Raw genomic sequence first — 14,620 nt, 5'->3', positions numbered from 1 at the left:
ACGGGGAAAATGCAAAAGCGTGGCGATGTTCACGAATTTAATTTGTTCACGAATCATGAACGGAAAGTGTTCGTGAACGGATTATGTGTCGTTGTGCTTCGCAACCTGAAGCTGTTGGTTGCAAAGCCACAGCGAGTCTGTCCCCGTTTCGTACATACCCAGTGCCGACATTGGGTGTGTGGAAGGGAGTCCATAATCAAGGTTAAGGCTATTCCCTCTGATCCTGTTGGTCGGTAAGACAGTGGTGTGTCCGCAGACAACCCAGTCGATATTCGCTATCGGACATCTGTCTGCTGTTCTGTGACGCCATCTCCCTGACAAGCAGTTGCGTAAAACGGCGGGTTCCTCATCCAGCAATGCCATCAGAAAGGCATCGATATCATCGTAACCTTGTGCCACCTCAGCGTGGATCACACAGTAGCGTTGTTCGCGTGATGAAAGCAGAATGACCAGCGGTAACCCGGCAATCAGGTGACACAATGACGTCTGTTCAGGTTCTGGCAACGCGAAAAACCATTCCCCACCAGCCGCGAGGATCTGCGACCGTGCTGCCTGTTTTTGTTCTTGTGAAACGGCATTGTTCCAGAGGAGTAAGTTGTGTTCGTGATTACCGCGAACTGTATGGAACCATGGCTGATTGAGTAAAAACAGGCAGTCTTTCGGTGATGCCCCCCGATCGAAAAGATCGCCCACCGCAATAAGACGATCTTTTGTCGAATCAAAACGAACATGCCCCAGCAAAGCATTCAGCATCGGAAGGGCACCGTGCAAATCTCCAATAATAAAATCCCGACCGATGGGGTTGTAAAGCAGTGTGAGAATCATCTTTCTTCCCTGCAATGACGTCCTGAAGAGTAAACAGTAGTTGCATGAAATGACGGTTTGTTCATAAAATCATGGTGTTCATGAAGCGTGAACACAAATAAAGGCGTGAACAAAATGAGCAATGAAATTGAGATAGTTGAAACCGCCCTTACGCAGTTGCCCGCAGCTCCAGGACGATTCCAGTATACCCCTTTGCCTGTACAAAATACCTTCGACGGTACTCTGTTGTTAAGCATGTCTGACGGCAGAGAAATGTCCTTTTGTACTGAAGTCAAAACACAGCCGCGCAGCGAGTGGCTTGAAAAGTGGCGGGAAAGGGTCGATAGCGTGGGGGCAAGGCATGCCGGGCTCCTTATCTGCCTTTATTTATCACCTGCGCATCAGCAGTATTGCATCGACAATGCGCTGAACTTTATTGACGGTGCAGGTAACGCTTTTATCTCTGCACCGGGCCTCTATGTGCATGTCTCAGGGAAGAAGAGCGAAAGGCGCACTGAACATTCAGGCTCACTTTCCATCGGCATTATGAAACTGCTGTTTGTGCTGTTATCCGATGAAAAGGCAATCAACTACACCTATCGGGAAATTGCAGGATTAGCCGGTATTTCTCTGGGCATGGTGAGCAAAGGCTTTGATTATCTGGCCAGCAAAAAGTTGTACCGTGAAAGTAACGATGGCCGACGTTTTACGCGAATCAACGAGCTCTGTTGGCTGTGGGTGCAAGAGTATCCCATCGTTCTTCGACCAAAACTAAAAACCCTGAGGTTGACGGGCGAGCTGCCGTGGCAAAATGCATCCTTACTTGAGGGCGAATGCTGGGCCGGTGAGGTTGCAGGGCATAAACTCAGCGGTGGATATTTATACCCTGAGAAATTCGAGATTTTCACATCCCATCCGTTTACTGAACGATGGAAAGCGCTGGGTTTGCGTCCGTCACCAACGGGTAACTGGCTGCTTATTCAACGTTTTTGGGGTGAAACCTTTACGATTGATGAGCGCGCCTGGGCATTATTAACCGTCGCTGAGCTGCTGGCATCGAATGACGATCGAAATATTGAAACCGCGAGAAGAATTAATGAGCAATACCTGCACATTGCAAAGCCCTCTTTCTGAGGATATTCGTGCCACGCTGGAACGGATTACGCGTATTTGTAATGAGACCGGAAGCGAATTTTTTGTCGCAGGCGCAATGGCGCGTGAAGTGCTTCTTACCCATGTGCATGGCCGAAGTGCCGGGCGACATACGCGTGATATTGATATTGCGGTGCTGATAAGAGACTGGGCGCAGTTTAACCTGCTGAAAAACAGCATGCTGGCACAGGGTGCCACAGACATTCCTGGCAACGTACAGCGGGTGCTGTGGGAAGGGGTAGAGATTGATATTTTACCTTTTGGCGAGGTTGCTCAGGGAAACGAAATTCGCTGGCCTCCCGAACTGGCAGTGACGATGTCGGTAGAAGGTTTTGCAGAAGCTTACGCGAATACGCTGACAGTTAAGATACCTGGTTGCGGCGACGTGCGATTCAGTTCCTTGCCGGGTTTGCTGTTGTTAAAGCTTTTTGCCTGGCGTACTCGCGGCGATGAATACACAAAAGACGCCGTCGATATTTACAAAATTCTGCATGAGTACCAGTACGTGGAGGAGGCCCGGTTATATGAAAATGAAGAGTGGGGTGATTCTGTTGACTGGGATCCAGAGCGCATGGGGGCACTGCTGGCGGGAAGTGATGTCGCGACGCTGATGTCAGCCGAAAACCGGGAAAGCCTGCGCCAGTTTGATATGCAAAAACTGGTGGACGTCATGGTAAGGCAACGGGTTGATGTTTCTGAAGAACGCATTGAACGGCTGGTGGGTGATTTCTGGCAAACCCTTCTGGGGTAGTGAACTTGCGGATATTCCCCACGGTAACCGCCGGGTTACCGTGGGCCGGGTGACGCTTAGCGGAAGGTATTTTTATTCCGCTCGACCATGTTAATAAACTCAAGGATCTGCTGCTGTTTGCGATTAGACAGATTCTGCACCCGGCGGAAGGTGTCTTCGAGCGTCGGCTCCATGGCTTTGGCGGTAATGACGATACACTCCTCCATCATCCGCACCTCCAGCTTTCTGCCGGTAGGAAAACCTGCTTTTTCCAGCCACTGGCCTTTTAATATCAGCGCCGGGGAACGATCGTATTTTGGATAATTGCTCACATACGACACGGTATAACTGCGCAGGGTGGAAGGAAACACTACAGGTTTAATCAGTTCTGCAATAGAATCGATGTCAGTCATAGTCTCTATTCTCTCTAAATAGGGGTTGTGATGAGTCCCCGTTGCGTGTTGCAGCACGCGGCGGGGGCGCTAAATAACCCTGCTAATATAACCAGTGGTCAAATTAAGTCCAGCTGATAATCGGTAAAAATAAGAGGGGTTATGGCGTTTACTGGTGCGCTTTTTTGCTGTTTATGAATGCGGTGTGCTGGCGGGATAATATAAAAAGCGCACCCGGAGGTGCGCGAATAATAAGAGTCAGGATTTTTTACGTGCGGTTTTTTTTGTGCCGCTGGCTGCCCGTTCGGCTTTTATTTTTTCCAGTAATGCTGCGGCGCTATTTTCACCGCTGATCAGATCCGGGTTTTCTGCACGCCACTGGGCGGTCAGTTCACCCCGGAAGGCTTTCGCCAGTATCGACTGGGTGAGGTTGTTGACGCGCTCCAGAGCGGCGTTGACCTGCTTTTCGATGGTGTCGGCGTAGGCGAAGAGCTGTTCGACACGGCGGACGATTTCGGCTTGTTCTTTTAGAGAAGGAACTATGACAGGAATTTCCCTTACCTTATTTAAGTTTAGATTTGGTTGGTTTCCACCTGCGGCGGCTTTACGCGTTTTTTGATAGTTTTCTATTAATCGTAGTTTCAAAAATTGAAGCTCAATTTTATCTTGATTACATATTATCGCCGCGCAGGCTTGATTGCATGTTGCATCTATCTTTAATTCAGTAACTTGACCACGTGTTTTCCCTTCACCATACATCGCCAACAGTAATGTTCCACGAGGAAATATTTTAAGACTGCACTCTTTTAATGCTGTCTTTGTAATGAATTGTTCTGCATTTTCTACAAAATGCTTACCAGTACTCGCACTTGTCAGCCAAGGGATTGTGCCATTTTCCCAGTAACTATTATTGGTTCGCTTAGGTGTTTTTCCGGTTAGTACTTGTGCTAATTCACCAATACAAGAATTGATCGGTAATGACTCCAACTTATTGATAGTGTTTTATGTTCAGATAATGCCCGATGACTTTGTCATGCAGCTCCACCGATTTTGAGAACGACAGCGACTTCCGTCCCAGCCGTGCCAGGTGCTGCCTCAGATTCAGGTTATGCCGCTCAATTCGCTGCGTATATCGCTTGCTGATTACGTGCAGCTTTCCCTTCAGGCGGGATTCATACAGCGGCCAGCCATCCGTCATCCATATCACCACGTCAAAGGGTGACAGCAGGCTCATAAGACGCCCCAGCGTCGCCATAGTGCGTTCACCGAATACGTGCGCAACAACCGTCTTCCGGAGCCTGTCATACGCGTAAAACAGCCAGCGCTGGCGCGATTTAGCCCCGACGTATCCCCACTGTTCGTCCATTTCCGCGCAGACGATGACGTCACTGCCCGGCTGTATGCGCGAGGTTACCGACTGCGGCCTGAGTTTTTTAAATGGCGGAAAATCGTGTTGAGGCCAACGCCCATAATGCGGGCGGTTGCCCGGCATCCAACGCCATTCATGGCCATATCAATGATTTTCTGGTGCGTACCGGGTTGAGAAGCGGTGTAAGTGAACTGCAGTTGCCATGTTTTACGGCAGTGAGAGCAGAGATAGCGCTGATGTCCGGCAGTGCTTTTGCCGTTACGCACCACCCCGTCAGTAGCTGAACAGGAGGGACAGCTGATAGAAACAGAAGCCACTGGAGCACCTCAAAAACACCATCATACACTAAATCAGTAAGTTGGCAGCATCACCCACCCAGTCTTCATCCCGGCTCTGGTACAGGAACTCATTTAGAAAATATTGAGCTTCGCTACGAGTCTATTCAGTGGAAGTATGTTGACGGAAATATTGTCTTTAAAGACAGCTGGAACGAACGCTGCGTCGCATAGATGGCTGTGTTCTAAGGCTTTAATCTCTAACGCCACCCTCCCGGTGGCGTTACCTGTATACCTAACTTTACCTGCGAACTCAGCCATTTTGACTACCCTTAATACCCAACGCGGTAAAAAAGGAGGCAACAATGGCCTATAAGACAGTGAATCCTGCCAACAACAAACTCATCAAAGAATATCCTTCTCATACCGATGCTGATGTCGAGGCGGCGCTGAGTACCGCCGACGCGCTCTACCATTCCGACTGGTCAAAAGGCAGCATCGACAAGCGCCTGGCGGTGCTGCACAAGCTGGCGGATCTGATTGATTCCCGTAGCGAAGAGCTGGCAAAAATTGCCAGCGAGGAGATGGGTAAACTCATTGCCCAGAGCCGCGGCGAGGTGAAGCTCTGCGCGCAGATTGCCCGCTACTACGCGGATAATGCCAAACAATTTCTCGCCCCGGTGAAATACCCCTCTGAGATGGGCGAGGCGTGGGTGGAGCACCATCCGATCGGCGTGGTGATGGCCGTGGAGCCGTGGAACTTCCCTTACTACCAGCTGATGCGCGTGCTGGCCCCGAACCTGGCGGCGGGTAACCCGGTGATCGCCAAACATGCCAGCATCGTTCCGCACTGTGCGGAGGCCTTCGCCCATCTGGTGCGCGAAGCCGGTGCGCCGGACGGAGCATGGACTAACCTGTTTATCTCTTCCGATCAGGTGGCGAATATTATCGCCGACGATCGCGTGCAGGGCGCGGCCCTGACCGGGTCCGAGAAGGCCGGTAGCGTGGTGGCCGCTCAGGCGGCGAAGCACATCAAGAAATCGACCCTCGAACTGGGCGGTAATGACGTGTTCGTGGTGCTGGACGATGCGGATCTGGAGAAAGCGGTGAAGATCGGCGTCAACGCCCGCCTTGCCAATGCCGGACAGGTCTGTACTGCCGCCAAGCGCTTTATCGTGCACGAGAAGGTGGCCGAGCAGTTCCTGACGAAATACACCGAGGCATTCCGCAACATCAAAATAGGCGATCCGCTCGACGAGAGCACCCGACTCGGGCCGCTGTCATCGAAAGAGGCGCTTGAGACCCTGACGAAACAGGTGGACGAGGCGGTGAAAAATGGCGCGACGCTGCATTTCGGCGGCAAACCGGTCCAGCGTGAAGGCAGCTTCTTTGAGCCGACCATTCTGACCAACATTACCCGCGATAACCCGGCGTATTTTGAAGAGTTTTTCGGCCCGGTAGCGCAGATCTACGTGGTGAAAAACGATGACGAGGCGGTGAAGCTGGCCAACGACTCGCACTACGGCCTGGGCGGTGCGGTGTTCAGTAAGGATATCGATCGCGCTAAAAAGATGGCCTCGAAAATCGAGACCGGGATGGTGTGGATCAACTGGCTCACCGATACCGCCGCCGAGCTGCCGTTTGGCGGCGTGAAGCGCTCCGGCTACGGTCGCGAGCTGTCGGATCTGGGGATTAAAGAGTTTGTGAACCAGAAGCTGGTGGTCATCCGCCGGTAGGTATTTTCCCCCTCATCCTGACCCTCTCCCCAAAGGGGAGAGGGAACCAACCCGCAGTCCATAGGCTCGTTAAGTGATTCGAATAAATGTGATACAGAATTATTTGTGTGTCATAAATTAGCTAGCGCCCTCACAGTTCGCAGAGAAACCATCCCGCAATTCTGGATAACCATTGGCCCGTTGCTAGTATGAATTCGCTAATCATACACCTGCAAGAGGATACAATGATAAACAGAAATCGTATGATCGTGAACGGTATTGTGGCTTCCCTGGCCTGTACATGGACCCTGACAGCACGAGCTGAACATCCCGCAACCGAAGTCAAAATCGTGCGCGATCAATACGGCATGCCGCACATCTACGCCGATGACACCTACCGTCTGTTCTATGGCTACGGCTATGTGGTGGCGCAGGATCGCCTGTTCCAGATGGAGATGGCGCGTCGCAGCACCCAGGGACAGGTTGCCGAAGTTCTCGGCAGTACTTTTGTTAAATTCGATAAGGATATCCGCCAGAACTACTGGCCGGATTCGATCCGCGCGCAAATCGCTGCGCTCAGTGCGGATGATAAAGCCATTCTGCAGGGCTATGCCGATGGGATGAACGCCTGGATCGACCGGGTGAACGGCGATCCCGGCAAACTGTTGCCAAAACAATTCTCCACCTTCGGCTTTACGCCAAAACGCTGGGAGCCTTTTGATGTGGCGATGGTCTTTGTCGGGACCATGGCGAACCGTTTTTCTGACGCCACCAGCGAGATCGACAACCTCGCTCTGCTGACGGCGTTAAAAGATAAGTATGGCGACAAGGGAATGGCGGTCTTCAACCAGCTGAAATGGCTGGTCAATCCGGCGGCGCCGACCACCATCGCTCCGCAGGAGAGTCAGTATCCGGTTAAGTTCGATCTCAACACCACGCAAACCGCCGCCCTGTTGCCGCGTTACGATATGTCGCCGCCAATGCTGGATCGACCGGCCAAAGGTGATGATGGTGGCCTGCTGGCGCTGACCACGGCGCAGAACCGCGAGACGATCATGGCGCAGTTTGTTCACGGCGGAGCCAACGGCCTGGCGGGGTATCCCACCACCAGCAACATGTGGGTGCTGGGTAAGGGCAAAACCCAGGATGCCAAAGCGATCATGGTCAATGGGCCGCAGTTCGGCTGGTATGCGCCGGCGTACACCTACGGTATTGGGTTGCACGGCGCGGGTTATGATGTCACGGGCAATACGCCCTTTGCCTATCCGGGGCTGGTGTTTGGCCATAATGGCACCATTTCATGGGGATCTACCGCCGGTTTTGGCGATGATGTCGACATTTTTGTGGAACAACTTTCCGATCAAAAGCCAGGGCAGTACCTGCATAATGGCGAGTGGATCAAGATGCTCAGCCGCGAAGAGAAAATCGTCGTTAAAGACGGGCAGCCAGAGACCTTTACCGTCTATCGCACCCTACATGGCAACGTGATAAAAACCGACTCGGCCACGCAAACGGCGTATGCCAAAGCGCGGGCCTGGGACGGCAAAGAGGTGGCCTCCCTGCTGGCCTGGACCCATCAGATGAAGGCGAAAAACTGGCAGGAGTGGACGCAGCAGGCGGCGAAGCAGGCCCTGACCATCAACTGGTATTACGCCGATATCGACGGCAACATTGGCTACGTGCATGGCGGGGCTTATCCGCAGCGTCAGCCAGGGCACGATCCGCGTCTGCCGGTGCCGGGCACCGGCAAGTGGGACTGGCAGGGGCTGCTGCCGTTCGATCTTAATCCTAAGGTCTATAACCCGAAGTCGGGCTATATCGCCAACTGGAATAACTCACCCCAGCAGGGCTATCCGGCCTCGGATCTGTTTGCCTTCTTATGGGGGAGCGCGGATCGCGTGACCGAGATTAGCCAGCTTATCGATAAACAACCCACCTTTACTTACGAGCAGGCCTGGGATCTGATCCGGCAGACCAGCCGTCAGGATCTGACCCGCCGGCTGTTTTTACCCGCTCTGCAAAACGCCACGGCACAGTTGCCGGGTGACGATCCGCGCCAGCAGCTGGTAAAACGGTTAAGCGACTGGGATGGGGTGAACCTTCTCAACGAGGATGGCAAAACGCTGCAACAGCCGGGCTCGGCGATTTTAAACGTCTGGCTGAGCAGCATGTTGAAACAGACCGTCGCGGCGGCGGTGCCGGAGCCGTTCAACAAATGGTATAGCGCCAGCGGCTACGAAACCACGCAGGACGGGCCGACCGGATCGCTGAATATCAGCGTGGGGGCGAAAGTGCTGTATGAAGCGTTGCAGGGGGAAAAATCTGCGATCCCACAGGCGGTGGATCTGTTCGGCGGCAGGCCGCAGCAGGAGGTGATCCTTGCTGCTCTGCAGGAAGCCTGGCAGACGCTGTCGCAGCAGTACGGCAACGATATTACGCAGTGGAAAACCCCGGCGATGGCGTTGACCTTCCGCGCCAGTAACTTCTTTGGCGTTCCGCAGGCGGCGCCGGAAGAGGCCGTCCATCAGGCGGAGTATCAGAATCGCGGCACGGAAAACGACATGATTGTCTTCTCGCCGACTTCGCAGGAAGCACCGGTTCTGGCATGGGACGTGATGGCACCCGGACAGAGCGGCTTTATCGCCCCGGACGGTACGCCGGATAAGCACTATCGCGATCAGCAAAAACTGTATGAAACCTTCGGGCGTAAACCGCTGTGGTTAACCCCGCAGGAGGTGGCGGCGCATCAGGAGTCGCAGGAGATTTTGCAGGTACAGCGGTAAGAGTGAGTGCCGTTTCGCCCGGCGGCGCTGCGCTTGCACGGGCCTACGGTTTTGTAGGCCGGGTAAGCGCAGCGCCACCCGGCAGTTTGTTGGGTTAGAAGCTCACGCCGCCGCCAACGTAGGCGCCGTCAATCAGAGTGTGGTTTGGACGATTGTCTTTGCCATCAACGCTTACGTGGCGGTAACCCACTTTCAGCGTAACCGGTTTGACCGGCGTCCAGCTGACGCCGCCGTTTGCTTCAACGTAGTTTTTAACGCTGTTGTTCAGGCCGTCCGGGGCAACGTAACCTTCACCGAACAGGTTAATGCTGTCCGTCAGCGCCACGTTCACGCCGCCGCCGACCGGGAATGCCACGCCGTTATCGCCTTTTTTCGGACCAACGTAGATGGCTTTCGCACCTGCATTCAGCATCACCGGGCCGACTTCAAAGTTGTAGCCAACGCCAACGCCACCGGTCTGGGTGCCGTCATCGGTATTTTTGAGCCAGTGACCTTCGGTATACAGACCGGATGAGGATTTACCCATTTCCACATTCAGGTTGGTGAAGTTTTTACCCTGTTCAATGCTGCCGCCCATGGCCAGGGCAGAACCTGATACCGCAGTCAGCGCGGAAAGGAGAAGAATATTAAGCTTTTTCATGTTTTATGCCTCGTCATCAAATTAATCTGAGGGCACCTTAACAAGCGACGTTTATGACTGCAAATGTGATCAGGGTCGGATTTTTATGCTGATTGTGTGAATTTATTTCAGTGTTATTGTTGCGAAATGGTGACTTTGTTGCGGGGTCAATCATTGATCTCAAGGTGTTTAAGATCGATTTAGTTTATTCCCTAAACAGACGCTGAATAGAGCATAGAAAATAGTGAGCAACGAAATAATGGTGATTATTATCATTACGTAATCCATTTTCAGCTTTACAGTTTATAACCTTTATTTACATTGATTCATCGTTATCTGCGCCGCAAAGAAGCCACTCCCTTTTGGAGAAAAGGGAGTGCAGATGTTATTTTTTCAATCCGGCAAACCCCGCGCGGATCTCTTCTTCCGGCAGTTCAATCCCGATAAACACCATCACGCTGTGCGGCGCTTCCTCGCCCCACGGGCGGTCCCAGTCGGCGCTGTAGAGGCGCTGGACGCCCTGGAACAGCAGGCGGTTCGGCTCGCCGTCGATCCACAGCATGCCTTTGTAGCGCAGCAGTTTATCGGCAAAGGAGAGCAGCAGGTTCTCCATCACCCGGGAGACTTCGCTGATATCCACCGGGTAATCCAGTTCAACCACGATAGAGGAGACATCATTCTGCTTGTCGGCCATAAAGTGGAAACGCGGCTTCGAGGTCACCTTTTCTTCCAGCATAAAGCCGTTGGTATTGAACAGCTGGGCGAGATCGATATCGCCATGGGTAACGGTAAAGATGGGCGCGCGGGCGTTAATGCGCGTCAGGCGCTCGCGCAGCTTCTCGCTCTCACCCGCCACGTCGGTTTTGGTCAGCAGGATGCGGTCGGCGTAGCCCACCTGCGACTGGGCGATGGTGAACTGGTTCATCTGGTCGTCGGCGTGGACCGCGTCCACCAGGGCGATCACGCCGTCCAGCAGGTAGCGCTGGCAGAGGATCTCGTGAGAGAAGAAGGTCTGAATAATCGGGCCGGGGTCGGCCATGCCGGTGCACTCGATCGCCAGGCGGTCGAAGTCGATCTCGCCGCGATCGCGGCTGTCGAGCAGGTCGAGCAGGGCGTCTTCCAGCTCATTCGAGCGGGTGCAGCAGATGCAGCCGTTGGTCAGGGTTTTGATCTGGGTGGCGCGATCGCCAATCAGCTGGTCGTCAACCGAGACTTCCCCGAACTCGTTTTCGATGACCGCGATTTTAAAGCCGTGTTGTTCGTTCAGGATGTGGCGCAGCAGGGTGGTTTTGCCCGCGCCGAGAAAGCCGGTGAGTAGGGTAACGGCAATCGGTGTCATGGTCTCTCCTTTAGCAGCAGCGTACGCCGCCTTCTCCTCCTCCGCCGTAGCGCGCTTCCTGACGCTCGCGGAAGAATTCGTTGTAGGTCATGTACGGCTTATCCGGATGGTTGGTCTTCATATGTTCAACGTAGTTGTCATAATCCGGGATGCCAATCAGCATTTTCGCTGCCTGACCGAGGTATTTTTTAGCTTCGCCTAAGTTACCAAACATTGTGCCATCCAGATAGAAAAAGCCCGGCGGCGCTACGCTTGCCGGGCCTGTGAGTATTCCAACCCTCTCCCAAAGGGAGAGGAGAGTGGATTAATGGTGTGAAGAGGTCTTCACGCCGCCTTCCGGTACCGGTACATACGGGGTCTCTTTATCCGTACGACCGTCGGCGTTACGCACTTTCATCCAGGTTTTGATGCCGTAGAAGATGATGCTGTAGACCACCACCAGGAACAGAATGCTCAGACCCGCGTTAGTGTAGTTGTTCACCACGATATGGTTCATGTTGGCAATCTGTTGGGCAGTCAGCTCATCGCCTGCCGCAATCTTCTCTTTGTACTGGTTAGCCATAAAGAAGAAGCCTTCCAGCTGCGGGTTGGTGCTGAACAGTTTCAGACCCAGCGCCCAGGTGGTGCAGAGCAGCAGCCACAGGGCAGGCACCACGGTCACCCAGATGTATTTGGTGCGCTTCATCTTCACCAGCACCACGGTGCCGAGCACCAGGGCAACGGCTGCCAGCATCTGGTTAGAGATCCCGAACAGCGGCCACAGGCTCTTCACGCCGCCCAGCGGGTCGACAACGCCCTGATACAGCAGGTAGCCCCACAGGCCGACGCAGCCCGCAGTACCCAGAATGCCGGCCACCAGCGAGTCGGTTTTCTTCAGGAACGGCACGAAGTTACCCAGCAGGTCCTGCAGCATAAAGCGGCCTGCACGAGTACCTGCATCCAGCGCGGTCAGGATGAACAGCGCTTCGAACAGAATACCGAAGTGGTACCAGAAGCCCATGTCCGCCCACGGCAGCACTTTGTGGAACACGTGGGCGATACCCACTGCCAGGGTTGGCGCGCCACCGGCACGGTTCAGCACCGACGGTTCACCGATGTCTTTCGCGGTCTGCATGATCTGCTCAGGCGAGATCACAAAGCCCCAGGAGCTGACGGTTGCCGCCGCGTGGGCGCTCACGTCTTTCAGCTGCGCCATGATCAGCGCCGCATTGTCACCGCCCATCTCATGCAGGTTTGGCATGGTAATGCCCAGGCCCGCAGGCGGGGTGTTCATCGCGAAGTAGAGACCCGGCTCGATGATGGACGCCGCCACCAGAGCCATGACCGCCACGAAGGACTCCATCAGCATCGCGCCGTAACCGATCAGGCGGGCGTCGTTTTCGTTCGCCAGCAGCTTCGGCGTGGTGCCGGAGGCAATCAGGGCATGGAAGCCAGAGACCGCGCCACAGGCGATAGTAATAAACAGGAACGGGAACAGGGCGCCTTTCCACAGTGGACCGGTACCGTCGATGTACTGGGTCACCGCAGGCATTTTCAGCTCAGGGTTGATGATCACGATGCCGATCGCCAGCCCGACGATCACGCCGATTTTCAGGAAGGTCGCCAGGTAGTCACGCGGCGCCAGAATCAGCCATACCGGCAGCAGGGCAGAGACAAAGGCATAGCCAACCAGCACGAAGGTAATGGTGGTGTCTTTGAAGGTCAGCGCCGGGCCCCAGTTCGGGTCATGCGCAATGACGCCGCCGAAGTAAATAGACGCCACCAGCAGCACGATACCGATCACCGACACTTCACCCACGCGGCCCGGACGCAGGAATCGCATGTAGATCCCCATGAACAGCGCAATCGGCACGGTGGAACAGACGGTGAACACGCCCCACGGGCTTTCGGCCAGGGCTTTCACCACGATCAGGGCCAGCACCGCCAGGATGATGATCATAATCAGGAAGCAGCCGAACAGGGCGATAGTCCCCGGCACGCGGCCCATCTCTTCTTTGATCATCTCACCCAGAGACGCGCCGTTACGGCGGGAAGAGATAAACAGCACCATAAAGTCCTGCACCGCCCCCGCCAGCACCACGCCCGCCAGCAGCCACAGGGTACCCGGCAGGTAGCCCATCTGTGCGGCCAGCACCGGGCCGACCAGCGGGCCCGCGCCTGCGATGGCGGCAAAGTGGTGACCAAACAGCACGTAGCGGTTGGTTGGCACGTAGTTCAGGCCGTCATTGTTGATGACCGCCGGGGTGGCACGCGTCGGGTCGAGCTTCATGACCTTCTGCGCGATATAGAGACTGTAGTAGCGGTACGCCACCAGATAGACCGATACCGAGGCCACGACGATCCACAGGGCGCTGATGTGCTCCCCGCGGCGCAGGGCGACGACGGCAAGGCAACAGGCACCGAGGATCCCGAGCAGCAGCCAGGGAACGTGCTTAAGTAGTTTTTTAATGTCCATAATAAAACCTGGTTTTTTAGATGAAAAAAGGGTCATGGTTCGCTGTGAGAGATATTGAGTAATGCTGAGGCGATCTTGCCAGAGCCTTACGCGCGTAAAGGAGGGTAAATCGGTGAGTGGTTGTATGGCGGGATGAGCGGTCTACAGGGAGGGCGAGTGGTTCAGGCTCGCCGTCAGTGGGGAAAATTGTGTGAGGAGGATCACTCTACTTCGGTTAGCTCCGTTGCCAGATAGCTTTCCAGGATGGCGACAAACTTCTGCTTAAGCCAGGCCGGTTCCAGCACCTGAACGTTGGGCAGCCAGTAGAAGAGCAGCGGCAGGATCTGGTTCTCATGTGCGGCCCGGCAGCGCAGGGTGATCCCCTGCTGTCCGTCGCTCAACATCTCCTGACCGGGCAGCAGCTCGCGACGCTTAAAATAGTGCGCCATGCTCGCAGGAATAAATATATCCACCTCGAAAGTCTCTTCGCTGACCCAGGGCTCAAGGCTGGTTTCAACTAATTCGAGGATCTTATTATCCGGAATAAAGTTGTCGCTGCGAATATCCAGCCACTGGATCAGGCTCAGGCTAAATGATTTCAGTTTGTTATTATCAGTGGCTTGTAAATAACAGAGGTTATTTTTGTTAATTAGTTTATAGGGTTTAATCAGTCGCGATTTATCTTTATACAGGATCTGGCAAACTTGCCGGTGCTTAATGGCTTTTTCCAGGGTCGGTAACAGACGATGCATCGCGCCGGGTGCGTCAGGCACCTGAAGAGCATGAATAAGCCGGTACTGCCCGTCTCCGGTGTGCTCCACAATGGGCGAAAGGGCATTCAGATCGCGATAAACCGTGCGCTCAGTGATATTAAATTTATGCATCAATGCCTGGCGGTTAACCACGCCGTGTAAATGGAGCTCCAGCAGAATATCAACCAACCTTTCAGCCGAGCGACTCCTGGTCGGAATTGTCATATATGCTTTCCCGTTATTTAAGCCATTGCTG

The 14,620-nt window shown here is 54.2% G+C and carries 12 protein-coding genes and 2 pseudogenes; 5 read left to right on the top strand and 9 right to left on the bottom strand.

Annotated elements, in window-relative coordinates; genetic code table 11:
* Nucleotides 1–81: 81 nt before the first annotated feature.
* A complete protein-coding gene (locus tag LRS40_RS04160) occupies nt 82–825 on the bottom strand; it encodes a metallophosphoesterase (RefSeq protein WP_231313161.1) in 744 nt (247 codons plus the stop codon).
* Between the two features lie 114 nt (nt 826–939).
* Between LRS40_RS04160 and LRS40_RS04155 the strand changes: the two genes are divergently transcribed.
* A complete protein-coding gene (locus LRS40_RS04155; RefSeq protein WP_231313160.1) occupies nt 940–1,938 on the top strand; it encodes a type IV toxin-antitoxin system AbiEi family antitoxin in 999 nt (332 codons plus the stop codon).
* Nucleotides 1,901–2,707 (top strand): hypothetical protein, encoded by an 807-nt coding sequence (locus tag LRS40_RS04150; RefSeq protein ID WP_231313159.1) that lies wholly within the window; start codon nt 1,901–1,903, stop codon nt 2,705–2,707. Before LRS40_RS04155 ends, LRS40_RS04150 begins: the two co-directional genes overlap by 38 nt.
* 56 nt (nt 2,708–2,763) lie before the next feature.
* Here LRS40_RS04150 and LRS40_RS04145 read toward each other — a convergent pair whose 3' ends face one another.
* The 3 genes and pseudogenes from LRS40_RS04145 to LRS40_RS04135 all read right to left on the bottom strand — a co-directional run bounded on the left by LRS40_RS04145 (nt 2,764) and on the right by LRS40_RS04135 (nt 4,764).
* Nucleotides 2,764–3,099 carry a SymE family type I addiction module toxin gene (locus LRS40_RS04145; RefSeq protein WP_231313158.1) on the bottom strand — a complete coding sequence of 112 codons (336 nt, stop codon included), beginning with the start codon at nt 3,097–3,099 and terminating at the stop codon, nt 2,764–2,766.
* Nucleotides 3,100–3,336: 237 nt separating this feature from the next.
* Nucleotides 3,337–4,044 (bottom strand): annotated as a pseudogene (locus LRS40_RS04140) (restriction endonuclease subunit S); the annotation flags it as partial.
* A 22-nt stretch (nt 4,045–4,066) separates the two neighbouring features.
* Nucleotides 4,067–4,764 (bottom strand): IS1-like element IS1B family transposase gene (locus tag LRS40_RS04135; protein WP_095033700.1). Its coding sequence is split into 2 segments (ribosomal slippage): nt 4,067–4,515 and nt 4,515–4,764, totalling 699 coding nucleotides; the frame shifts between segments, so codons are not numbered across the junction.
* Between the two features lie 57 nt (nt 4,765–4,821).
* Here LRS40_RS04135 and LRS40_RS04130 point away from each other — a divergent pair.
* From LRS40_RS04130 to LRS40_RS04120, 3 genes and pseudogenes are all read left to right on the top strand, one after another.
* Nucleotides 4,822–4,956 (top strand): annotated as a pseudogene (locus LRS40_RS04130) (type VI secretion system tube protein Hcp); the annotation flags it as partial.
* 131 nt (nt 4,957–5,087) lie between these two features.
* On the top strand, nt 5,088–6,458 hold the full coding sequence (locus LRS40_RS04125; RefSeq protein ID WP_142488100.1) for an NAD-dependent succinate-semialdehyde dehydrogenase: 1,371 nt from the start codon (nt 5,088–5,090) through the stop codon (nt 6,456–6,458).
* A 224-nt stretch (nt 6,459–6,682) separates the two neighbouring features.
* The gene (locus tag LRS40_RS04120; protein ID WP_231313157.1) at nt 6,683–9,220 is read left to right on the top strand and encodes a penicillin acylase family protein; all 2,538 of its coding nucleotides are present in this window, start codon (nt 6,683–6,685) and stop codon (nt 9,218–9,220) included.
* 94 nt (nt 9,221–9,314) lie between these two features.
* Here LRS40_RS04120 and LRS40_RS04115 read toward each other — a convergent pair whose 3' ends face one another.
* From LRS40_RS04115 to LRS40_RS04095, 5 genes are all read right to left on the bottom strand, one after another.
* The gene (locus tag LRS40_RS04115; RefSeq protein WP_231313156.1) at nt 9,315–9,860 is read right to left on the bottom strand and encodes a YfaZ family outer membrane protein; all 546 of its coding nucleotides are present in this window, start codon (nt 9,858–9,860) and stop codon (nt 9,315–9,317) included.
* 364 nt (nt 9,861–10,224) lie between these two features.
* Entirely contained in the window at nt 10,225–11,178 is a 954-nt protein-coding gene (gene yjiA / locus LRS40_RS04110) for a GTPase (protein ID WP_231313155.1), read from the bottom strand.
* 10 nt (nt 11,179–11,188) lie between these two features.
* Entirely contained in the window at nt 11,189–11,392 is a 204-nt protein-coding gene (locus LRS40_RS04105; RefSeq protein ID WP_032616354.1) for a YbdD/YjiX family protein, read from the bottom strand.
* 90 nt (nt 11,393–11,482) lie between these two features.
* The gene (locus LRS40_RS04100; RefSeq protein ID WP_231313154.1) at nt 11,483–13,633 is read right to left on the bottom strand and encodes a carbon starvation CstA family protein; all 2,151 of its coding nucleotides are present in this window, start codon (nt 13,631–13,633) and stop codon (nt 11,483–11,485) included.
* Between the two features lie 200 nt (nt 13,634–13,833).
* Nucleotides 13,834–14,589, bottom strand: coding sequence for a YafY family protein (locus tag LRS40_RS04095; protein WP_231313153.1), 756 nt, complete (start codon nt 14,587–14,589; stop codon nt 13,834–13,836).
* Between the last annotated feature and the right edge of the window lie 31 nt (nt 14,590–14,620).

The organism is Leclercia sp. G3L, from assembly GCF_021117075.1.
Lineage (GTDB): Bacteria > Pseudomonadota > Gammaproteobacteria > Enterobacterales > Enterobacteriaceae > Enterobacter > Enterobacter adecarboxylatus_C.
Note: the sequence above shows the minus strand (reverse complement) of the source record. Positions and strands in the feature narration are given on the sequence as shown.

Coding starts and splice junctions, on each gene's coding strand:
- LRS40_RS04160 (WP_231313161.1), bottom strand. CDS start 825: ATGATTCTCACACTGCTTTACAACCCCATCGGTCGGGATTTTATTATT.
- LRS40_RS04155 (WP_231313160.1), top strand. CDS start 940: ATGAGCAATGAAATTGAGATAGTTGAAACCGCCCTTACGCAGTTGCCC.
- LRS40_RS04150 (WP_231313159.1), top strand. CDS start 1,901: ATGAGCAATACCTGCACATTGCAAAGCCCTCTTTCTGAGGATATTCGT.
- LRS40_RS04145 (WP_231313158.1), bottom strand. CDS start 3,099: ATGACTGACATCGATTCTATTGCAGAACTGATTAAACCTGTAGTGTTT.
- LRS40_RS04125 (WP_142488100.1), top strand. CDS start 5,088: ATGGCCTATAAGACAGTGAATCCTGCCAACAACAAACTCATCAAAGAA.
- LRS40_RS04120 (WP_231313157.1), top strand. CDS start 6,683: ATGATAAACAGAAATCGTATGATCGTGAACGGTATTGTGGCTTCCCTG.
- LRS40_RS04115 (WP_231313156.1), bottom strand. CDS start 9,860: ATGAAAAAGCTTAATATTCTTCTCCTTTCCGCGCTGACTGCGGTATCA.
- yjiA (WP_231313155.1), bottom strand. CDS start 11,178: ATGACACCGATTGCCGTTACCCTACTCACCGGCTTTCTCGGCGCGGGC.
- LRS40_RS04105 (WP_032616354.1), bottom strand. CDS start 11,392: ATGTTTGGTAACTTAGGCGAAGCTAAAAAATACCTCGGTCAGGCAGCG.
- LRS40_RS04100 (WP_231313154.1), bottom strand. CDS start 13,633: ATGGACATTAAAAAACTACTTAAGCACGTTCCCTGGCTGCTGCTCGGG.
- LRS40_RS04095 (WP_231313153.1), bottom strand. CDS start 14,589: ATGACAATTCCGACCAGGAGTCGCTCGGCTGAAAGGTTGGTTGATATT.